Here is a 19961-nt window from a genome sequence, read left to right as displayed (position 1 = left end):
ATGTCCAGTAACCGCAAGGCCGTCGCGGCCGCGCTCGTGACCCTGGCGCTGGCCGCCACCGCCTGCGCCAGCGGCAAGGCCACCGGCGGCGGCGACCAGGCGAGCGCCACCGGCGGCGACGGCGTCAAGACGGGTCCCGGCGTGACCGCCGACACGATCACCCTGAGCCTGCTCACCGACCTGACCGGCCCGTACGCCTCCCTCGGCAAGAGCCTCACCCAGGCCCAGCAGCTCTACTTCGACCAGGTCAACCAGGCGGGCGGCGTCTGCGGCAGGAAGATCGAGACCGTGGTGCGCGACCACGGCTACGACGCCCAGAAGGCGATGGCGTCCTACGCCGAGGTGGCGCCGAAGACCGCCGCGATCCCGCAGTTCATCGGCTCGCCGATGGTGACCGCGCTCAAGGACAAGATCAACGCCGACAAGGTGCTCACCATCCCGATGGCGTGGGCGACCGGGCTGCTCGGCAGCGAGGCCATCCAGGTCACCGGCACCACGTACGACGTGGACATGATCAACGGCGTGGACTATCTGGTGAAGGAGAAGGGACTGAAGTCCGGCGACAAGATCGGTCACCTGTACTTCGAGGGCGACTACGGCGAGAGCGCCCTCGCCGGGTCCACGTACGCGGCCGGCAAGCTCGGCCTCACCGTGGTCGAGCAGAAGATCAAGGCGACGGACCAGGACATGACGGCCCAGGTGGCGGCGTTCAAGAAGGCGGGGGTGAAGGCCGTGCTGGTCTCGGTCGGCCCGCGCCAGGCCGCCTCGCTGGTGGGCGTGGCCCTGGCCGGCGGGATGGACGTGCCGTTCATGGGCAGCAACTCGGCCTACAGCCCGCAGCTGCTCGAGACGCCGGCCGCGCCCGCGCTGCTGAAGGACTTCTACTACGTGACCGCCGGCGCGCCGATCAGCGCGCCGCTGCCCGCGTACCAGAAGCTCATCGCCGACTACCGGGCCAAGTACGCCGGCCAGCCGCTCGACAGCGGCGTGGCGGCCGGCTGGACGGCGGCCGTCATCGTCGGCGACGCCCTGCGCAAGGCGTGCGAGAGCAAGGACCTCAGCCGGGCCGGCATCCTCGCGGCCCACCGCTCGCAGAAGGCGTGGGAGGCCGGGCTGGGCGGCACGCCGATGGACTTCAGCGTCTACGACCGGCCCGCCTCGCGCGCGTCGTACATCGTCAAGCCGGACAAGGACGCCGTCGGCGGCGCCACGCTCGTCAAGGAGGCCGCCGTGTCCGAGCTGGCCGAGGGCTACACCGTCCCCACGGCGGGCTGAGCCAGGGACATGGCCGCGTTGCTGGAGGTCTCCGGGCTCACCATGCGCTTCGGCGGGGTCACCGCGCTCTCGGGCGTGGACCTCGCCGTCGGTGAGGGCGAGCTCGTCGGCCTCATCGGGCCCAACGGGGCGGGCAAGAGCACTTTGTTCGACTGCCTGACCCGGCGGTGCGCGCCGCAGGAGGGCCGCGTGCTGCTGGCGGGCGAGGACCTGGCCCGGCTGCCCGCGCACCGGGTGGCGGGGCGCGGGGTGGCCCGCACCTTCCAGAACACCGCGCTGTTCCCCGGCCTGTCGGTGCGGGAGAACGTCATGGCGGGCGCGCACCGGCACGGCCGGGCCGGGTTCTGGGGGGCGGCGCTCGGGCTGGCGGCGGCCGAGGAGCGGCGGCTGCGGGAGACGGCCGACGCGCTGCTGGCCCGGTTCGGGCTGGGCGAGTACGCCGACCATCCGCCCGAGGCGCTGCCGTACGGGACGACCAAGCTCGTCGAGATCGCGCGGGCGCTGGCGTCGGGGCCGCGGCTGCTGCTGCTCGACGAGCCGGCGGGCGGGCTCGCCCCGGCCGAGGTGCCGGCGTTCGCCAGGCTGATCCGGCGGCTGCACGCGGAGCTGCGGCTGACGATCGTCGTCGTGGAGCACCACCTGGACTTCGTGCTGTCGTTGTGCCGCAGGATCGTCTGCCTGGAACGGGGACACAAGATCGCCGACGGCCCGGCGGAGGTCGTCCGCCGGGACCCCGCCGTGGTGGCGGCCTGCCTGGGAGTCACGCCATGACGGGCCCGCCCGTGGTAGGCGGAGCAGTGGCGGGCGGGGCCGGGCTGGAGGTGCGGGGGCTGCGGGCCGAGTACGGGGCGGCCCGTGTGCTGCACGGCGTCGACCTGACCGTGCCGGAGGGCGAGATCGCGGTGCTGCTCGGCCCGAACGGCGCGGGCCGCACGACGCTGCTGCGCGCCCTGTCCGGCCTGGTACGGGCGCGCGGCACGGCCACCCTCGGCGGGACGCGGCTGCTCGGCCGCGCCCCCGACGAGATCGCCAGGCTCGGGGTCGCGCACGTCACCCAGGAGGGCGGCACGTTCGGCCCGCTGACCGTCGAGGAGAACCTGCGGGTGGGCGCGCGGGCCCGCCCGTGGCCGCGGCGCGGCGCCGGCGAGGACCTGGACCGGCTGTTCGGCTGGTTCCCGGTGCTCCGGGCGCAGCTCAGCCAGCCCGCGGGCACGCTGAGCGGCGGCGAGCAGCGCCTGCTCGCCATCGCCCGCGCGCTGATGGCCCGCCCCCGGCTGCTGCTCATGGACGAGCCGATGCGCGGCCTGGCCCCCCGTACGGCGGGCCTGCTCTTCCGCACCATCCACGCGATCAACAGGGACGAGGGGACCACGATGGTCATCGTCGAGCACAACGTGCCGGCGGCGCTGGAGGTGGCGCACCGGTCCTTCCTCATGGAGGCGGGCCGGATCACCGCCAGGCGCGTCCGAGGGAGGTGGTGATCCGGTGTTCGGTCAGCAACTCCTGGAAGGGCTGGGCGCGGGCGCGGGGTACGCGGCCCTCGCGCTGGCCCTGGTGCTCACCTACCGCTTCACCGGGATCGTCAACTTCGCGCAGGGCGAGCTGGCCATGCTCGCCGCCTACGTGGCCTGGCAGCTCGTCGTGTCCGGCATGCCGTACTGGGTGGCGCTGCCGGTGACGGTGGCGCTCGCTTTCGCCGCGGGCGTGGTGACCGAGCGGCTGGTCATCCGCAGGCTGGAGAGCGGCGCGGGCGAGGTGACGCTGGTGGTGACCACGATCGGCCTGTACGTGCTGGTGAACGCGCTGGCCACACTGGTGTGGACGGCGGCGCTGCGGGCCTTCCCGAGCCCGTTCCCCGACAGCCCGCCGGGGCTCGCCGCGCTGGCGGCGGCGGGCGTGGCCGGGACGGTGCTGGGGGCGCTCGCGCTGGTGGTGCGGCGTACCGGGCTCGGCCTGGTGATGCGGGCCGTCGCGGCGGACGCCCGCTCGGCGCGGCTGGCGGGCGTGCGCGTGGGGCGGGTGCTGGCGCTGGGCTGGGGCGCGGCGGCGGCGGTCGGCGCGCTGTCGGGGGTGCTGCTCGCCCCGACGCTCTTCCTGGAGCCCTCGATGATGACCGGGGTGCTGGTCTACGCCTTCGCCGCCGCGACGCTGGGCGGGTTCGACAGCGCGCTCGGCGCGGTGGCGGGCGGGCTGGCCGTCGGGGTCGCCGAGACGCTGGCGGGCACGTACCTCGGGTTCGTCGGGGCGGATCTGAAGATCGCGGTGCCGCTGGTGATCGTGGTCGCGGTGCTGCTGCTGCGCCCGCAGGGCCTGTTCGGCTCGGCTCCGGTGGAGCGGGCATGACCGGCGTCCAGGGGGCCGCGCTCACCGGGCACCGGCGGCCGGCGGTGGGGCTGGCGGCCGGCGACCGGCGGCCGACGTGGCCGTGGCGGCGGGCCGCGCTCGCCGTTGCCATCGTGGTTACTGGGGTGGCGGCCGTGGGGCTGCCGTTCGTGCTGCCGCCGTACCGGCTGTTCCAGGTGACGCTGGTGCTGGTGTACGCCGTGGCGCTGCTCGGACTGGACCTCGTGGTGGGACACAGCGGGCAGATCTCGCTGGGGCACGGGGCCTTCTTCGGCGTCGGGGCGTACGTGGCGGCGGTCATGATCGGGCGGCTGGGGCTGCCGTACCCGGTGACGCTGCCCGCCGCCGCGCTGGTCACGTACGGGCTGGGCTGGGCGGCCGGGCTGCCCGCGCTGCGGCTGCGCGGCCTGTACCTGGCCGTGGTGACCTTCTCCGTCGCGGTGGTGCTGCCGCCGCTGCTCAAGCGGTTCCCCGAGGTCACCGGCGGCGCGATGGGGATGCCGGTGGCCACGCCGCGCGGGGCCGGGCTCGACGACGACCAGTGGATCTACTTCCTGGTGCTGGCGACGGCGGCGGTGGCCGTGGCCGGGATCCGCAACCTGACGCGCTCGCGCGGCGGGCGGGCGCTCACCGCGATCCGGCAGCATCCGGCGGCGGCCGAGGTGCTCGGCATGCGCGCCGGGTCCCACCTGACGCGGGCGTTCGCCTGGAGCGCGATGTACGCGGGCGCGGCGGGCGCCCTCTACACGTGGACGACCGGGTTCGTCGCGCCGGACACCTTCACGCTGAGCCTGTCCATCACCCTGCTGGCCGGGGCGGTGATCGGCGGCCTGGCGACGCCGGCCGGGCCGCTGCTCGGCGCGCTGGTGGTGACGGCGGTGCCGGCCGCGGCCCGCGAGCTGAACCCGGCCGCCCCGGGCCTGGTGTCCGGGCTGCTCATCGTCGTGGTGATCTACGTGGCCCCGACCGGCCTGGCGGGGCTGCTGCGCCGGGCCGCCGCCGCCGTGGCCGCCCGTCTCCCGGCGGGGAGGCGGGCATGAGGCGCGTCCTGCTGGTCCTGACGCTCCTGCTGCTGACGGGGTGCCGGACGGACGGCGGCGGCGCCGTGCTCACCGGCGAGTGCGCGGGCCAGGACGGCACCGGCATCGGCGCGGACCATGTCAAGGTGGGCGGGATCTACCCGCTGTCCGGGCCCGCCTCCGCCTACGCCGCGGTCGCGCAGGGCGCGGGCGCGTACTTCGCGCACATCAACCGGCACGGCGGCGTGGACGGGCGGCGCGTCGAGTTCATCGTCCGCGACGACGCCTACGAGCCGGCCCGCGCGGTCGAGGAGGCCCGCAGGCTGGTGCTGCACGAGCGGGTGTTCGCGCTGTTCCAGACGCTCGGCACGCCCTCGACGGCGGCGGTGCGCGAGTTCGCGCACCGGTGGAAGGTGCCGCAGGTGTTCGTCGCGACAGGGGCCACCGCGTGGGGCGCCGAGGCCGCGCGCCGGCCCTGGACGATCGGCTTCCAGCCGAGCTACGTCGCCGAGGCCCGCGTCTACGCCCGCTACCTCGCCGAGGAGCTGCCGCACGCCCGCGTCGCGGTGCTCTACCAGAACGACGACTTCGGCCACGAGCTGCTGGACGGCTTCCGCCGCGCGATCGCCGGCACTTCGGTGCGGATCGTGGCCGAGCGCGGCTACGAGGTGACCGACCCCGGCGTGCAGGGCCAGCTCGCCAACCTCGCCGCGTCGAAGGCGGACGTGCTGCTCGACGTGAGCACGCCGAAGTTCGCCGCGCAGGCGCTGGCCGCCGACGCCGCCATGACCGGCTGGAACCCGCTGCACATACTGAACGGCGTGGCCGCCTCCCCCGCCGTGCTCAAGCCGGTCGGCTACGACAAGGTGCAGGGTGTGATCACCGCCGGGTTCCAGAAGGATCCGGCCGCGCCGGAGTGGGCCGACGACCCGGCCGTGCGGACGTATCTGACGGCGCTGGAGCGCTACGCCCCCGAGGCCGACCCCGGCAGCCAGCAGGTGGTCTTCGGCTGGGCGGCGGCGGAGGCGTTCGTCAAGACGCTGCGGAGCATGCGCTGCCCCTCGCGGGAGGCGCTGCGCGCGGCGGCGCACCGGCTGGACGACGTCCGGCTCGGCATGCTGCTGCCGGGGATCACGCTGGCCACCGGGCCGGGTGACGCCTTCCCGATCGAGGCCGAGCAGCTTTCGCGCTTCGAGGGCGAGCGGTGGGTGCCGTTCGGGCGGGTGATCGACACCCGCGCCGGGTGATCAGGCGCGTGATCAGGCTGGACGTCGGTGGACGAGCATGTCGTCGTCCGGCAGCGTCGCGGTGCCCGGGGAGCGCAGCAACGACGTCGCGCCCGCCCAGCGCCGCAGCGTCGCGACGGCCTCCCTCTGCTCGGCGTCGGGCAGGGAGGCGATGTTGGCGCCGTGGTTGGCGCCCGGCACGACGTACAGGTACGAGTCACGCCCGGACGGGGTGAACCGCTCGGCGCTCCACGGGTCGTTCTGGCCGTAGACGAACATCATCCGCTCCGACTGGCTGCGCACCCAGAGGTCCACGTCGAGCATGGGCAGGGGCTGGTGCCGGGCGCGCAGCTCGGCGGGCAGCACCGAGTTGGGCTGGTAGAGGCCGCGGTACCGGGTCAGGCCGCGCAGGTGGGCGAAGGCGAGGTCGGGCCAGCCGAGCTGGGTGGCGGCCTGGTGGTAGTAGGGCCAGTAGTACTCGAGGCCCTGGTCGGTGTAGAAGCCGAAGAACGCGACGTTGTCGATCCAGGCGTAGAGCTGCTCGTCGGTGGCGGTGGCGGGCGGCACCGAGGCGCAGTCCGCGGCCGTCGAGTACTGCCAGAAGGCCCACACCGTGTCCAGGACGGTCATCTCGTACGAGCGGTCGGCGCTGCCGAGGGTCCTGGTGAAGGTGTAGCCGTTGCGGGCGGCGTCCGCCTCCAGCAGGGGGACCATCCGGTCGCGGCGCAGCAGGGCCTGGCGCTGCACGGTTTCAAGCGCCTGCCGGCAGGGCGCGGTGCCGACCTCGGCGAAGAAGCGGTCGTAGTCGCGGTCGACCTGGTTGACCGGGTCGTCGGGGGCGACGTAGGCCACGACGCCGTCCACGTCGCCGGGGTAGAAGCGGCGGTGGTAGACGGAGGTCATGCCGCCCTTGCTGGCGCCGGTCTGGATCCAGCGGCTCGGGTAGATCGTCCTGAGCGCCTGGACGATGCGGTGCTCGTCCGTGGCCTCCTGCCAGATGTTCAGGTCGCGCCAGTCGGCGGGGACGGGGCGCGAGGAGCGGAAGAAGCGGTGCTCGACGGAGACCTGGTTGGCGTCGAGGATCCTGGTGGGCTCGGTCCGCGAGGGGGCGGGGGCGACGGGCAGGCCGTAGCCGCCGGTGTAGAGGACCACGGGCACGTCGACGGCGCGGTGGAGCAGGGTGAGGCGCTGCTGGAACGTCCCCTTGCGCGGGTCGCGGTGGTCGATCGGCTGGGTGTAGCTGAGGACGAAGAACCGGTAGCCGGCCGGTTGCGTCTCCGACACCACGGTCATGCCGGGGATGGCCCTGAGCTGGTCCAGCGGGTCCTGCTCCTCCTCCGCCGCGGCGGCCGGCGCGCTGAGGGGCGCGGTGACGGCGGTCAGGATGAGCAGAACGGTCAGGAGCAGGCTTCGCACGGTGGCGCCTCCAGCCGGACGTGAGCACGGGTCCGACCGCAGTGTCCCCGCGATCTTCCCGCAGGGCAAGGGTTGACTTCTCCCGTTCTGTCCCCCGGGGCTCGCCCCGGCGAGGGCCGGACCGCGCTCGCGGCACCCGCCGGACATATTGCCGCATTTCAGCGTTTATCATTTTTTCGGCATTTGTAGTTATGCGAATGTCGATCCAATGAATCCAACTAGTTATCAATACTCCGCCCATTGGCCGCCACCGAAACATAGATTTCTTCTCATCTCTCGGAAAGGGGCGGGACAATGGGATCTGAATACGGGCCGGTGCAGGTGCTGGTACGCGACGGGGTCATGCAGGTCGGCAGCGACACCTACGCGCTGCGGACCATCACGCACATCGGACAGCGGAAATTGGTGGCGGACAAGGGCGCGGCATGGCGGAAATTCGTCGTCCGCGCCCTGCTCACCCTGATCTTCGGCGGCGTTCTCGTGGGGGCGCTGGGCGACGTGTGGACGCTCGCGGTCGTCGCCGTCCTCGCGATGCTGATCTGGCGGCTCGTGACGGTGCTCCGGCTGCCGCCGGTGTACGGCCTGGTCATCGGCACCGCCGGAGTCGAGCGCGAGGCCGTCTGGGGCACCGACAGGGCCGAGATCGACCAGCTCTCCGCCGACCTCACCGCCGCCGTGGGCAAACTCGACCTGCCGCCCATGACCTTCAACATCACCCACGCCGTGGGCCGCAACGAGGTCATCAACCAGTACGGCGCCGGCAGCATCGGGAAAGCGACCCACCACGGCGCCGGAAACATCGAGACCCGGTGAACGGCGGCGACGAGATCCACCAATACGGGCCGAACAGCATCGGAAAAGCGGTGCATCACGGGACCGGAGACATCGTGGCCGGCGGGAATCATCAGTCGTCCCCGCAGCCGCCGCAGCCGGTTTCCCCGGGACCGCCCGGAAGGGCACGTGGAAGAGCGCCCGGAAGAAGGCACCGGAAATCGCGGAGAAATGGGGCGGCGGCCGCCGGCTGCGCGGTGCTGTCGGCGGTCGTGAGCGCGCTGATCAATCTGCTCACCGCGTCGTGGAGCTGGTGGGCGTTCGCGGCCGCCGCCGTCCTGCTGTCGGTCTGGGCGGCGGTCGCGTACGCGGGGGAGAAGGACCAGCGGGGCTGACGCCTCCTCCCCCCGCGCGGCACTACCTCGACGGGCCATCGCCGCTGCCGTCAAGACGACCGCGCCAGGGCTTCCCCAGCAGTTCGGCGTGGGCCCGGACTCCGCTGCCACTCTGCTCATCGCAGCTGGAGACAACCCCGAACGGCTCGCCAGCGAGGCATCGTTCGCCGCCCTGTGCGGTGTCAGCCCTGTCGAGGCTTCGTCAGGCAAGAGTCAACGCCATCGGTTGAACCGTGGCGGCAATCGCCAGGCGAATGCCGCCCTGTTCCGGGTAGTCATCACCCGTATGCGGCGTCATGAGCCCACTCGCGATTACATCGCCCGCCGCACGCAGGATGGACTCTCCAAGCGAGAGACATCCGTTGTCTGAAGCGCTACCTATCGAGAGCCCTCTTCAAGATCATCAAAGCTGCTCTCACACCCCCTGCTTCGACGGAAGGGGCTTGACGAACATAGGGGCATCAAACACCGGCGCCACGGCGTGAACGTGCAGGTCCTGGCCGATCCGGCCGACCGGATCGTCTGGGCCTCACCTGCGTTGCCCGGTGCCACGCACGACCTGACCGCCGCCCGCGCCGCCGGCCTGATCGACGCGCTCACCGCCGCAGGAGTGACGACCTTCGCCGACAAGGGATATCAAAGCGCGGGCGGCAGCATCCGCACCCCGTTCAAAGGCCACCGGCTGCGGCCTCCGCTGTCACGCCCTCAGCGCTCGGCCAACCGCGCACATGCCCGCATCCGCGCGCTGCGGGGAACGCTCCGCTGCCACCTTGAAGACCTGGAAAGTCCTGTCCCGCCTGCGCTGCTGCCCACACCGCACCACCATACGGTCGTGCAGGCCATCCTCGTCCTGCAGCTCATCGAAGAAGGCCGCTACTCAGGATGAAAAGTGCTCCTTGACCATCAGATCCGCCGTTAGTTTTGCGGTCCCCTTTCGTTGGGAGGTCGTCGAGCGCGCCGAGCCGTCGCAGTCCTCCGGCTGGCGTGAAGGAGCCAGTTGACACCATCAGGAAGCCGCAGGTCGGGCACTGAATGCAATCATTGAGCCCCACAAGTTGAGCAACTGCTGATCTCATCAAAGATATGGCGATGAGTTATGGCATTGGTCATGATGGTTGCCGTGCTGAGCGTCCGGCCTGTCGAGGTGCCCAAGTATCGTGCACGAGTGCTGGCCCTGTTTGCGGTGGAGGAGTTCAGTACGGGACTCGCCGTGACATTGTCGTGTAAGTTACGTCTGTCGAGCCCCATGCCGCCGCACTGTGTCGTCGTTGCGCCGGACCGACGGGCGCTAGCTGAGTGCAGCATGCGGGTGATGTGCCAAATGCGCTTGTTTGTGTTCATCCGCTTGGATGTTAGGACAGGAATGACAAAGGATCCTGCTCTTGACTTGTGCGGTTGTGAAGAAGGATCTGGTTCTCCGTCTTCAGAGGGCAGGACGTGGAGTGGTGTGATGAGACTTGCCCAGCCTTGAAGAGTTTTTCGATCTGGAGCGGCGGTTCACCGGCCTCGGTGTGCCGGAGACCGCCATTACAGCCGAGGAATGTTTTCGCCGGCTGATCGATGATGGTCTGTGGTGGGATGCGTGCGCGGAAGCGCTCCACTCACGGCCGGACTTGCTCCGCGCCTGGATGCGCGATGGATGCTGGGCGCTCGACGTGATCGATGACACAGATGCCGTCAAACTCCCGGGAACGAGCGTCGACGGCTGGGGTGTTGCTGCCGTAGGTGCCTGGCATGTGGTCTCCCTGGCGTGGCTGTTGAGCGAGATGCAGCGGCAGGATGGCGAAAGCGTGGACAGTGTGCTGGCGGGGGCCGTGCACCGCTGGCGTGACACCAATCTTCTACCCGTTCATGGCGTCAGCCGGCTGCCATCGTGGGTCGCCGCGCGCCATCCATACTTCATGGGCCGACTGGACGAACTGGGTGGCGGGTTGGCTCGCTCGATGGTCGCGTTCGAGGTTGGGTTGCTGTCGGCCCGGTCTCCGCGTCGGCTGCGCCGGGAACGCATGATCAGGGTTCTGTTCGACGACAGCCACTCGGGTCTGTTGGGGACGTTGCGCATGGGGATCGTACGCGGCGGTCCTTCGGGGTTGTTCCCCGACCCGCGCACGATGTTTGACTTTCAGGCTGATGCGGCGTTCCAGGATGCCCTCACCGTGGCTTGGAGACGTCAGAGCGACGGCAAAAGCGACATGCCGTGCGTGCTGTGGCGGTTATCGATCGACGACACGCGGTTGCGGCTGGTTTCAGGGGCGTCGCTGGGGGCGGCGTTCGCGGTGCTGCTGGAGGAGATTCTCGGACCGCCGACCCGGTCCTCTTTCGTGGTGTCCGCAGTGGTGCGAACTCGCTGGGCATTCTCGCATCTGCTGCGCACGCCGCGTAAGCGACAGGCTGTGACTGGCCGCATAGAGGCGAGCGGGCAGTTGGGCAGTGTCGGCGGCATGGCCGCCAAGTTTGAGCGGGCGGCCCAGAGCGGGCTGAGTGTGGTAGCGCCGCAGGCCAACCAGCACAGTGACGGCCACCTGGCAGATGGTGTGCGTGTTGCCTGGGCCACTACTGTGGCCATGGCACGTCGTCACCTGTATCGGCTCGACCCGCGACGCATGGGAATCCTGGCCATCTGCTTAGCGGTCCTCCTGCCCTCCGCGGTACTCGGCCTCGTCATGTGGCGCGATGATGGATCCGCTCAGTTGAAGGCCGCGTTGTCACGCCGCCTGGCAGAGGCTGGTGTGCGGGTGTCTGCCACCGACCCACAACTGGCCGCGCTGCTCACGGTTGCAGCACACAAGGCGGCGCCCACAGCCGAGGCGAGGCAAAGCATGATGTCCGTCCTCGCTTCACCCGCGCGTGCCGTTCTCGATGGCCACATCCAAAATCCTCTGAGGTCGGTGGCGCTCTCACCCTCCGGGCGGACGGTGGTGACGGGAAGTGACGACGAAAAGCCGATGTGGTGGGATGTGCCGAGCCGCAGACCCGCCAGCCCGATCAACAACGACTTCTATTCCGGCCAGTCGGTCGTCAAAGTCGTCTTCAGCCCCGACGGCCGCTTCGTGGCGGCCACCCACAACCATGGTGGAGGCAGTCTTTGGGACGGCCGCACTCGGGGACGCCTGCACTATTTCGGCCACTACGGCAGCACGACCGCGATCAGCTTCACGCCTGACAGCAAACGACTGCTGTTCTCTGACTACAGCAGGCGCCTTCTCTTTTGGGACATCGCTGAGCAGCGTGTCATAGATGCCGGCTATCCGAAGCTTGGCCAGAGCACCGACCTCTATGATGATCTCGTCTTCAGCCCCGACGGCCGCACGCTGGCCACCATGGTTTACGGAGCTGACGGCGCATCGGTGCAGCTGTGGGATGTCGCCATGCGGGTACGGCGAGGCCGGGCGATCCGCGTAGCAAGGGTGCGTCCAGCCTTCAGTGCGGACGGGAGAACCGTGGCGGTGGCGGGTGCCGACGGCGGACTGATGTTCCTGGACGCTCGGCGGGGTACACGCAAGGCGACGCTGCCGACGGGGCGCGTCTCGGCGCTTGGCTTCAACCCCCGGCTGGGCCTGTGGATCGTCGGAGATGAGGAGGGAGTTATCCGGCTGTGGGACCGCGAGCTCAGGGAGGCGGTCGGGATGGCGCTGACGGGCCACGACGGCCCCGTGAACTCGATCGACATCGATCGCGGCGGCACCACGCTGGTGTCCGGAGGCGAGGACGGCAAGGTCCGGCTGTGGGACCTGTCGTACTCCCATCCTCTGCTGGGCCCACTGAATGCCGGAAACGACGACATCGCCTTCCTGGCCTTCTCACCCGATGCCGCCATGTTGTGGACGGACAGTGGCTGGTCGTTCCAGCGCAGCGAGGGTGGCTGGACGCGCGGTCGTGACACCGACCTGGTGCGTGTCATATCCAACGACGGAAAGATGTGGGCGACTCAGCGTGAGGGAGGGGTCACGGCGGAAGGAAGCGTGGATCCCGGTCCGATCACCCTCCACTCTTTCTCCTCCGATAAGCCGCTGCGCACGTTCGATCGGGTCGACGGCGTCACGGCTGAGCTCCTGGCACTGAACCGTGACGGGAGTCGCATGGTGGTCTCGCTCCCAGGAGACGGGACCGGCGAGATGGCGGTCGCCGTGGTGGATACGGCGACGGGGCAGAGAGTTGGGAAGCCCATCGAAGTGCCGCTGGCCATCGAGCACCTGGCATTCGGCAACGAGAACGCGTCCTTGGCGATGAGTTACCGGTTCGACGGTGAGAGCCTGGACCAACGTGTGGATCTCTGGGATCTCACCGGTCCTCGCTTTGTACGCCGCTTGGAGCAGAACGCGGGTGTTATCGAGGCCCTGGCGATCAGCCACGACGGCACACACGTCGCCGCCGCCACTTCCGATCGGACCATCCGTCTATGGAATGCCCCAACCGGACAGTTGGTCGGCCCGCCTGTCCCTGCCGGCCAAGAAGTCGTTGGCTCCCTCGTCTTTTCCCCCGACGGGCGGAGGTTAATGGCCGCCAGTGGATTCACCCCGCGGATACCGGCCGGATACAAGAACATGCGTTGGTGGGACGTCGAGTCCAGGCGCACTGTGGCTCAGCCGATCGAAGGCGGCTTCACAGCGCTAGCCTTCACAGCGGACGGAACTCAGATGGCGACCGGTGGCGATAAGGGTCGCGTCTGGCTCTGGAATGTCAGCGTCCCCACTGATCTGGACCATGTGCTATGCACGATGACCGGAAAGCGCAGGATCACGCCGGAGGAATGGCAGGCTCACACGCAGCAGACAACGGTCCCGAGAATCTGCTCGCCTTGACTGTGATACGGCAATCTCTGGGCACGCGCTATGCCGAGTGGCTACCTTATGATCGTGGCTCAGTCCGCCCCCTCGGGATTCGGCGTCCCTCCGCCTCCTCGCGAGCGTCTCCTGCATCGCCTGCGCCGCTGGCGGCTCTCGCTCAGCGCCCATCACGGCGTCCGTTACTGGACGTGGACGCGCGGGCTGCCGATCCTGCTCGCGTTCGGAGCGCTGTTCGTGGCTAACGGCCTGTTGATCGGCTGGCGCGAGGCGTACGAGGTCACTCTGGCCATCACCTCACCCGCCGACACCGCGATACCCGTCTTGGCCTGGTTTCTATCAGTCGCCGGGTGGTTACTCGCCCCGGCCGCGGTAGGAGCGATCGCTGGGTTCATGGTCAGCAATGCGATCACGTCACGGCGGACCAGATCGATTGAGGAACTGCTGGGCCAAGGGGAGCGATCACGGGATCGCGAAGGCGGCTCAGCGTGATCCCACTGCTTCGAGATCTGTGCTTTGCGCACCGAATGTTCCGTGTGCCGGACGGCTTCGCCGTGACCTTCGTCAGACAGCATGACAACGACTGGCAACAGGCCCAGAAGCACTGGGAGTACATTGTCCATCGCGTGCTCGACAGTAAGGACGTGCCGGCTCGGGCTTCGGCGCCTGAAGCGATGCGGATTGCTGTCACCGGAGCCTCAACCCTCCTGCACGATGCGCATCAGCAAGGTGTGGCGTGCTTCATATGTCTCGAGGAGGCGTACAAGAGTGCGGGGAGGCAGTCATGACCGAGCGGCTGGGCGGCGAGAGCCTGGAAGACATCTACGCCGAGTATCTTGTTCTGGCCTTCCCTGAGGCGGACGCTCATCAGGTCAGAGCGCAGGCCGCGTCGGCGGCTGAGCGAGCCCGACAGGCTATGCAGGCACCGTACGAGCCGGCCACTCCTCGTATGCGCGAACACCTGACGCAGGCACTGCGGCAGCTGAACGGACATGAGCTCACCCGCGCGGGCCTTGCCCAGGTGCGATATCTCGGGGTTACCGTCGTGGCCGAGATGGTCGCGCGCGCAGGCGGTCGTGGAGAGCTACGGCTCGCCGTGACCGGCGGTTACACCGGAATGTGGCTGGCCCTCACAGCCGGGCGGGCCGATCTGCATTACCTGGCCTGCGTCGATGCCAACGGCCGAGCTGTGTTCGCCGACATCCCGGCCGCCGACTGGACCGTCGAACTGGTGGACGAGGTGCCATCATCATCGGCCGTGATCCCACTGCCAGTGCTTCGTCCGCTTCTGCACGCGGCCGCCGCCGCCACACACGACTTCGTTCTGGTCCTGCCCAGCGGAGTGCTGTTCCACGTGAACCGCTCCGGTCCCCTGGACTCGTACGTTCTGGAGATCATGGCAGTCCCAACTCAGGTAGAGGACGGTCCCGGTGTCTTCCTCATCCGGTACATGACTGAGGGAACCCCGTCCGGCATGCTCGTGCCCGTCGCCGCACGGGCTCCCGTTTGGCGCACGCGCGTCCGCCTGCCTGGTTTCTCGCCCGACAACGGGTGGGAGACCACCCCCCTGCTGAACCCGCAGGCAGTGCCCCCGGACGATGATCTGCTGGCCCGTTCGATCGAGGCGGCCATAGATCGAGCCACACTCCGTGCCTGGCACGGGCTTGTGCCCCACCTTCCGCCGGATACGGCTGAGATCGTCTCAGCTCAGCTCAGCGCACGCTGAGCGAGGTCGAAGGGTGTCAAAACCAGGCCGTGTCCCGTGTCTACCTGTTCTGATATTCCCATGGTCGGCCATAGACCAAAGGTATGATCACGGCGTGCAGCTGCGGTAACAACGGCTCGCCAAGTCCGTGCATGACGCGGGCTGGGCGCAGTTCACGGCGATGCTCGTCTAAGGCCACCCGGCACGACCGGAGCCTGGTGAAGATCGGCCGCTGGTTCCCCGGCTCGAAACTGTGCTCGGTGTGCGGTGCGGTCGCTGATTCCATGCCGCTGAACGTCCGGTCGTGGGCCTGCCCGTGCGGGGCTGTCCACGACCGGGACGTCAACGCCGCCAAGAACATCCTCGCCGCCGGGCGGGCGGAGAGGCTGAACGCCTGCGGAGGGACCGTGAAACCCGCCGCCTAGCGGAGGGTTTCAAGGTGAAACAGGAAGCCGCAGAGGTGCCGCAGACGCGGCACGGACGGAATCCCCAGCCTTCACTTCAAGCCGGGGAGTGCATCAAGTCGTGAGCACGACCTTGTTGCAGTCGTCCAACTTGTTCTTGAACAGCTCGAAGCCGCGCGGCGCCTCGCTGAGCGGCATGCGGTGCGAGATGACGAAGCTCGGGTCGATCTCGCCCGCGCGGATCCGGTCCAGCAGCGGCCGCATGTAGCGTTGCACGTGGCACTGCCCGGTCCGGATGGTCAGCGAACGGTTCATCACGGTGCCCATCGGGAACTTGTCGACGAACCCGCCGTAGACGCCGATCACCGACACCACGCCGCCGTTGCGGCAGGCCATGATGGCCTCGCGCAGCGCGTACGGGCGCTCGGTCTCCATCCGGGCGGCCTGCTTGGTGCGGTCGTAGGCGTACATGGCCGGGGTCGGGTGGTGCGCCTCCATGCCGACGGCGTCGATGCAGGCGTCGGGGCCGCGCCCGCCGGTCATGTCGCGCAGCGCGTCCAGCACGTTCACCTCCTCGTAGTTGAGCACCTCGGCGCCGGTCCGCTGGACCCGCTTGAGCCGGTACGGGAAGCGGTCGATGACGATGACCCGGTCCGCGCCGAGCAGGAACGCGCTGGCCGCGGCGAACTGCCCGACCGGACCCGCGCCCCAGATCGCGATCGTCTGGCCCGGCTTGATCTCGCACATCTCCGCGCCCATGAAGCCGGTGGGGAAGATGTCGGACAGGAACAGCACCTTCTCGTCCGGCAGGTCGTCCTCGATCTTGATGGGGCCGACGTCGGCGAACGGGACGCGCACGTACTCGGCCTGCCCGCCGGGGAAGCCCCCCAGCATGTGCGAGTAGCCGAAGATCCCGGCGGGCGCGTGGCCCATCAGCTTCTCGGCCATGCCCGCGTTGGGGTTGGAGTTCTCGCACACCGAGTACAGCTCGGCCTCGCAGGCGAAGCAGGCGCCGCAGGCGATCGGGAACGGCACCACCACGCGGTCCCCGACGTGCAGGTTGCGCACGCCGGGGCCGACCTCGACGACCTCGCCCATGAACTCGTGGCCGAGGATGTCGCCCCTCTTCACGGTCGGGATGTAGCCGTCCACGAGATGCAGGTCGGAGCCGCAGATCGCGGTCGAGGACACGCGGACGATCGCGTCACGCGCGTTGAGGATCTGCGGGTCCGGGACGTTCTGGACCTCGACGCTGTTGCGGCCGGTCCACACGTTGGCCTTCATGCGCGTGCTCCGATCGGTTGTGCGGGACGCTGGTGGAACTGGCGCCGGGCGCTGGGGCCCTCGGGACTGCCCTCGGAACGGACGACCTCGCCGGTCTCCATGACCTGCTTGAAGCGGCGCAGGTCGTCGCGAACCTGCTGCTCGGGGTGCTCGCCGAACATGCGGGCGACGGCGGCGGCGAGCTTGCGGCCGCGCATGCCGTACTCGAGGGAGACGTCCACGACGGTGCCGCGTCCGGCGGGGCCGTCGGTGAAGCTGACCAGGCCCGCGTTCCGGACGCCCTTGCCGGGCACCGAGCGCCAGGCGATGAGGTCGCCGGTCCGCTCGTCGATGATCTCGGCCTCCCATTCCAGGTCGACCAGCGGGCCCTTGGCCCGCCAGCGGGAGCGGCCCCCGCCGAGGGTGCGCACGGACTCCAGGTGGGTCATGAAGGTCGGCAGGTTCTCCAGGTCGCGCCAGAAGCGGTAGACCTCGGCGCGCGGCTTGTTGATGGTGATGGAGGCGCGTACCTGGAGCGGGCTGCGGGCCTTGCGGGCGTGCATCCCGGCGCAGGCCGCGTCGAGGGCGGCGATGCCGGCGACCGCGCCGAGTGCGCACAGTGCGCGGCGGCGCCGGCGGCCGGTGCGGGTGGCGGCGGCCGTGCCGAGCAGGCCGAGGTCCATCGCGTCGCCGGCCATCCTGGTCCACGTCCACCGGGCGGGCGTCTTGCCGCCGAGCAGCAGTGCGGCGTGCAGCAGCTCGCGTCCCCCCGCGAGCCTGGCGATCGTCTTGGCCCCCGGCGCGTCGTCGACGCCGCACAGGCGGGTCACGGCCCGGGGCGCCGCGAGCTGCGCTGTGCCGAGCGCGAGGCTGGTCCAGCCGAGCGCACGGCCGAATCGGTCGGTCATCATGCGGTCCTCACAGGTGTCGGATGTGCGGGCGAGCGCCGGGAGACGCACGCCTCTCGGTGCCCTTCGCGCCCCGTACCCCTGACAAAAGGGATGACACACCCGTTTTCCGGCACGAAATACCCTCTGCGTCCGGCGGGCGCTCAACCTTTATTGTGATCGACATGGATCCGACGCATCCCGGCCCCGTTTACCGCACCGTGACCGACCCGAGCGGAATGCTGGCCCTCCAGACTTTCGGACGTCCGGATGGGGAAGACATGGTTTTCCGCATTTCCGGCTCCGTCTACGCCAACATTCCCGGCGACGCGCTTAAACCGGATATTCCGCATGGCCGGAAATTGTTCGGGATCGAGGGCTACAACATTCGCCGCCTTTACCGGGTGCCCGGCACCGACCGGCTCCACCAGCTCTCCCGCGAGATCGTCTACTACACCGACCCCGGCGACCCCGGGCACGTCCTGCGCGAATGGGCGAACCCCCTCGACGGCCGCACCTACCCGGTCGTGCCGATCAACAACGACGCGGTCAACTTCGGCCCGTTCCCCATCACCCCCGCCTTCGCCGGGCCGCCCATGCGCCGGCTGCACGACGAGACCGTCTGGACCAATGACATCGCCGTCCGTGCCGACTACGGCGCCACCCTGGGCGAGACGTTCGGCCTGGTCGGCGGCGTCTACACGGCGCAGGAGATGTTCGAGTTCCAGGTGGACGAGCGCGAGGTGGCGGCGCGGACCGTCCCCGGCGAGATCCCGGACGGCGCGATGCGGGTCAAGGTGAGCTGGACGCGCACGGCCCCGTGGGCGCCGTTCATGGGCCTGGCCGAGAGCGAGGTGCGCGGGCAGCTCACCTACCGCGCCCACGCCTGGTCGCTCGGCTCCTACGCCGACGTCGAGCCGTGGCTGCGCGCCGAGGTGGAGGCCCACCACCCGCTCTACACCGCCGCGCCGGACGAGCCGGGGCCGAGCCAGAACTCCTGGACCTCCTTCCACGCCAAGCAACTCGACAAGGGCGCCATGACCTGGGCCGGCTGGTGCGCGGCCCACGGCCGGCCGTGAGCACGCCGGTCCTCGACCCGCTGACCGGCCGGGCCGAGCGGCCCCTGCGCCCCGTCCCGCCGGACCGGCTCGCCGCGATCGCGGCCGGGCTGCGGGCGCGGGCCGCCGGATGGGCGGCGGAGGGGCCGGCCGGGCGCGGCCCGGTGCTCGCCCGCTTCGCCGCGGCGCTGGCCCGCGACGAGGACCTGCTGGCCGCGCTGGTGGCCGACACCGGGCGGGTCACGGAATCGGCGCTGGAGCGACAGGTCGTCGCGGCGGCGTTCGAGCGGTGGGCGCGGCGGGCGCCCGCGCTGCTCGCCCCGCCCGCCGGGTTCGCCGCCGAGCTGCCCGGGGTGCACGTGGCCGGGGACGCGGTGCCGTACGAGCTGGTCGGGGCGATCACGCCGTGGAACTTCCCGCTGCTGCTCGGCCTCCTCGACGCCGCCCCGGCGCTGGCCGCCGGCTGCGCGGTGCTGGTCAAGCCGAGCGAGGTGACGCCGCGCTTCATCGAGCCGCTGACCCGGCTGGTGCCGGGCGAGCTGCCGCTGGCGGTCGTCGAGGGCGGTCCGGCCACCGGGGCGGCGCTGGTGGGGCTGGTGGACGCCGTGGTGTTCACCGGCAGCGTCCCCACCGGGCGGCAGGTGGCCGAGGCTGCGGCCCGCGCGTTCGTCCCCGCGCACCTGGAGCTCGGCGGCAAGGACCCGGCGATCGTCCTGGCCGGGGCGGACCTCGACCGGGCCTCCTCGGCGATCCTGTGGGGCGGCACCGCCAACGCCGGCCAGTCCTGCCAGTCGATCGAGCGCGTCTACGTCGCCCGCGAGGTCCACGACGCCTTCCTGGCGCTGCTCGCGGCCAAGGCGGAGCGGACCCGGCTGACCTGCGAGGGCGGCCCCATCGGGCCGATCATCGCGCCCGACCAGCCCGGCGTGATCGCCGCCCACCTGGCCGACGCCCTGGCGCGGGGCGCCGTCGCGCACACCGGCGGGACGATCGAGCGGCACGGCGGCGGCCACTGGTGCCGCCCCACCGTGCTGTCCGGCGTGGACCACTCGATGCTGGTGATGACGGAGGAGACGTTCGGGCCGGTGCTGCCGGTCATGGCCGTGGACGGGCCGGACGAGGCGGTCGCGCTGGCGGCCGACTCGGCGTACGGGCTGTCGGCCGCCGTGTTCGCCGCCACCGAGGAGGAGGCCATGGCGGTGGCCGCCCGGCTGCCGGTCGGCGCGGTCAGCGTCAACGACGCCGCGCTCACCGCGCTGGTGCACGAGGGCGAGAAGCACTCCTTCCGCCTGTCCGGGCTCGGCGGCTCGCGCATGGGCCCGGCGTCGATCGCCCGGTTCCTGCGCCGCCGGGCCTTCCTCGTCAACCGATCCCCCGCCGCCGACCCCTGGTGGCACCCGACGGAGGAGTAGCCG

General features: G+C 70.4%; 19 protein-coding genes and 1 pseudogene. 17 read left to right on the top strand and 3 right to left on the bottom strand.

Features of this window, described 5'->3' with window-relative positions:
- From SMD20_RS06960 to SMD20_RS06935, 6 genes are read left to right on the top strand one after another with little or no spacing between them, the layout of a single operon-like run.
- On the top strand, positions 1-1275 hold the full coding sequence (locus tag SMD20_RS06960; protein WP_329576467.1) for an ABC transporter substrate-binding protein: 1275 nt from the start codon (positions 1-3) through the stop codon (positions 1273-1275).
- A 9-nt stretch (positions 1276-1284) separates the two neighbouring features.
- Positions 1285-2046 (top strand): ABC transporter ATP-binding protein, encoded by a 762-nt coding sequence (locus SMD20_RS06955; protein WP_329576464.1) that lies wholly within the window; start codon positions 1285-1287, stop codon positions 2044-2046.
- Positions 2043-2756, top strand: coding sequence for an ABC transporter ATP-binding protein (locus SMD20_RS06950; RefSeq protein ID WP_329576460.1), 714 nt, complete (start codon positions 2043-2045; stop codon positions 2754-2756). Before SMD20_RS06955 ends, SMD20_RS06950 begins: the two co-directional genes overlap by 4 nt.
- A gap of 4 nt (positions 2757-2760) precedes the next feature.
- Complete coding sequence (locus SMD20_RS06945; RefSeq protein WP_329576458.1) at positions 2761-3618, top strand: branched-chain amino acid ABC transporter permease; 858 nt, start codon at positions 2761-2763, stop codon at positions 3616-3618.
- Positions 3615-4658 (top strand): branched-chain amino acid ABC transporter permease, encoded by a 1044-nt coding sequence (locus tag SMD20_RS06940; protein WP_329576454.1) that lies wholly within the window; start codon positions 3615-3617, stop codon positions 4656-4658. The genes SMD20_RS06945 and SMD20_RS06940 overlap by 4 nt, the downstream gene beginning before the upstream one ends.
- Entirely contained in the window at positions 4655-5884 is a 1230-nt protein-coding gene (locus SMD20_RS06935; RefSeq protein ID WP_329576452.1) for an ABC transporter substrate-binding protein, read from the top strand. The genes SMD20_RS06940 and SMD20_RS06935 overlap by 4 nt, the downstream gene beginning before the upstream one ends.
- Positions 5885-5896: 12 nt before the next feature.
- Here SMD20_RS06935 and SMD20_RS06930 read toward each other — a convergent pair whose 3' ends face one another.
- Entirely contained in the window at positions 5897-7279 is a 1383-nt protein-coding gene (locus SMD20_RS06930; RefSeq protein WP_329576450.1) for a S28 family serine protease, read from the bottom strand.
- Between the two features lie 294 nt (positions 7280-7573).
- On the opposite strand from SMD20_RS06930, the gene SMD20_RS06925 reads away from it, so the two are divergent.
- From SMD20_RS06925 to SMD20_RS06885, 9 genes and pseudogenes are all read left to right on the top strand, one after another.
- Positions 7574-8092 (top strand): DUF6232 family protein, encoded by a 519-nt coding sequence (locus tag SMD20_RS06925; protein WP_329576448.1) that lies wholly within the window; start codon positions 7574-7576, stop codon positions 8090-8092.
- Positions 8093-8322: 230 nt separating this feature from the next.
- Entirely contained in the window at positions 8323-8445 is a 123-nt protein-coding gene (locus SMD20_RS06920; RefSeq protein ID WP_329576445.1) for a hypothetical protein, read from the top strand.
- An 88-nt stretch (positions 8446-8533) separates the two neighbouring features.
- The gene (locus SMD20_RS06915) at positions 8534-8815 is read left to right on the top strand and encodes a transposase (RefSeq protein ID WP_442942448.1); all 282 of its coding nucleotides are present in this window, start codon (positions 8534-8536) and stop codon (positions 8813-8815) included.
- 93 nt (positions 8816-8908) lie between these two features.
- Positions 8909-9331: pseudogene (locus SMD20_RS06910) on the top strand (transposase family protein); the annotation flags it as partial.
- Positions 9332-9902: 571 nt separating this feature from the next.
- The gene (locus tag SMD20_RS06905) at positions 9903-13247 is read left to right on the top strand and encodes a WD40 repeat domain-containing protein (protein WP_329576442.1); all 3345 of its coding nucleotides are present in this window, start codon (positions 9903-9905) and stop codon (positions 13245-13247) included.
- Positions 13248-13301: 54 nt separating this feature from the next.
- Positions 13302-13721, top strand: coding sequence for a DUF6313 family protein (locus tag SMD20_RS06900; RefSeq protein WP_329576439.1), 420 nt, complete (start codon positions 13302-13304; stop codon positions 13719-13721).
- A complete protein-coding gene (locus SMD20_RS06895) occupies positions 13718-14017 on the top strand; it encodes a DUF6313 family protein (protein ID WP_329576436.1) in 300 nt (99 codons plus the stop codon). Before SMD20_RS06900 ends, SMD20_RS06895 begins: the two co-directional genes overlap by 4 nt.
- Positions 14014-14955: a hypothetical protein gene (locus SMD20_RS06890; RefSeq protein ID WP_329576433.1), complete on the top strand. Its 942-nt coding sequence runs from the start codon at positions 14014-14016 to the stop codon at positions 14953-14955. The genes SMD20_RS06895 and SMD20_RS06890 overlap by 4 nt, the downstream gene beginning before the upstream one ends.
- 83 nt (positions 14956-15038) lie before the next feature.
- Complete coding sequence (locus SMD20_RS06885) at positions 15039-15359, top strand: transposase (RefSeq protein ID WP_329576431.1); 321 nt, start codon at positions 15039-15041, stop codon at positions 15357-15359.
- A 93-nt stretch (positions 15360-15452) separates the two neighbouring features.
- On the opposite strand, the gene SMD20_RS06880 is transcribed toward SMD20_RS06885, so the two are convergent.
- Together SMD20_RS06880 and SMD20_RS06875 are read right to left on the bottom strand one after the other, a co-directional pair.
- A complete protein-coding gene (locus tag SMD20_RS06880) occupies positions 15453-16622 on the bottom strand; it encodes a zinc-dependent alcohol dehydrogenase (RefSeq protein WP_329576429.1) in 1170 nt (389 codons plus the stop codon).
- The gene (locus SMD20_RS06875; RefSeq protein WP_329576426.1) at positions 16619-17512 is read right to left on the bottom strand and encodes an SRPBCC family protein; all 894 of its coding nucleotides are present in this window, start codon (positions 17510-17512) and stop codon (positions 16619-16621) included. The genes SMD20_RS06880 and SMD20_RS06875 overlap by 4 nt, the downstream gene beginning before the upstream one ends.
- A gap of 20 nt (positions 17513-17532) precedes the next feature.
- On the opposite strand from SMD20_RS06875, the gene SMD20_RS06870 reads away from it, so the two are divergent.
- Positions 17533-18567 (top strand): DUF1838 family protein, encoded by a 1035-nt coding sequence (locus tag SMD20_RS06870; protein WP_329576424.1) that lies wholly within the window; start codon positions 17533-17535, stop codon positions 18565-18567.
- Positions 18564-19958 (top strand): aldehyde dehydrogenase family protein, encoded by a 1395-nt coding sequence (locus SMD20_RS06865; protein WP_329576421.1) that lies wholly within the window; start codon positions 18564-18566, stop codon positions 19956-19958. Before SMD20_RS06870 ends, SMD20_RS06865 begins: the two co-directional genes overlap by 4 nt.
- The last annotated feature ends 3 nt before the right edge of the window (positions 19959-19961 follow it).

Origin of the sequence: Nonomuraea sp. LP-02 (assembly GCF_036289125.1) — a bacterium.
GTDB classification, from domain to species: domain Bacteria; phylum Actinomycetota; class Actinomycetes; order Streptosporangiales; family Streptosporangiaceae; genus Nonomuraea; species Nonomuraea bangladeshensis.
This window is presented reverse-complemented; position numbering and strand designations above follow the sequence as displayed.

Coding starts and splice junctions, on each gene's coding strand:
- SMD20_RS06960 (WP_329576467.1), top strand. CDS start 1: ATGTCCAGTAACCGCAAGGCCGTCGCGGCCGCGCTCGTGACCCTGGCG.
- SMD20_RS06955 (WP_329576464.1), top strand. CDS start 1,285: ATGGCCGCGTTGCTGGAGGTCTCCGGGCTCACCATGCGCTTCGGCGGG.
- SMD20_RS06950 (WP_329576460.1), top strand. CDS start 2,043: ATGACGGGCCCGCCCGTGGTAGGCGGAGCAGTGGCGGGCGGGGCCGGG.
- SMD20_RS06940 (WP_329576454.1), top strand. CDS start 3,615: ATGACCGGCGTCCAGGGGGCCGCGCTCACCGGGCACCGGCGGCCGGCG.
- SMD20_RS06935 (WP_329576452.1), top strand. CDS start 4,655: ATGAGGCGCGTCCTGCTGGTCCTGACGCTCCTGCTGCTGACGGGGTGC.
- SMD20_RS06925 (WP_329576448.1), top strand. CDS start 7,574: ATGGGATCTGAATACGGGCCGGTGCAGGTGCTGGTACGCGACGGGGTC.
- SMD20_RS06890 (WP_329576433.1), top strand. CDS start 14,014: ATGACCGAGCGGCTGGGCGGCGAGAGCCTGGAAGACATCTACGCCGAG.
- SMD20_RS06885 (WP_329576431.1), top strand. CDS start 15,039: ATGATCACGGCGTGCAGCTGCGGTAACAACGGCTCGCCAAGTCCGTGC.
- SMD20_RS06880 (WP_329576429.1), bottom strand. CDS start 16,622: ATGAAGGCCAACGTGTGGACCGGCCGCAACAGCGTCGAGGTCCAGAAC.
- SMD20_RS06875 (WP_329576426.1), bottom strand. CDS start 17,512: ATGATGACCGACCGATTCGGCCGTGCGCTCGGCTGGACCAGCCTCGCG.
- SMD20_RS06870 (WP_329576424.1), top strand. CDS start 17,533: ATGTGCGGGCGAGCGCCGGGAGACGCACGCCTCTCGGTGCCCTTCGCG.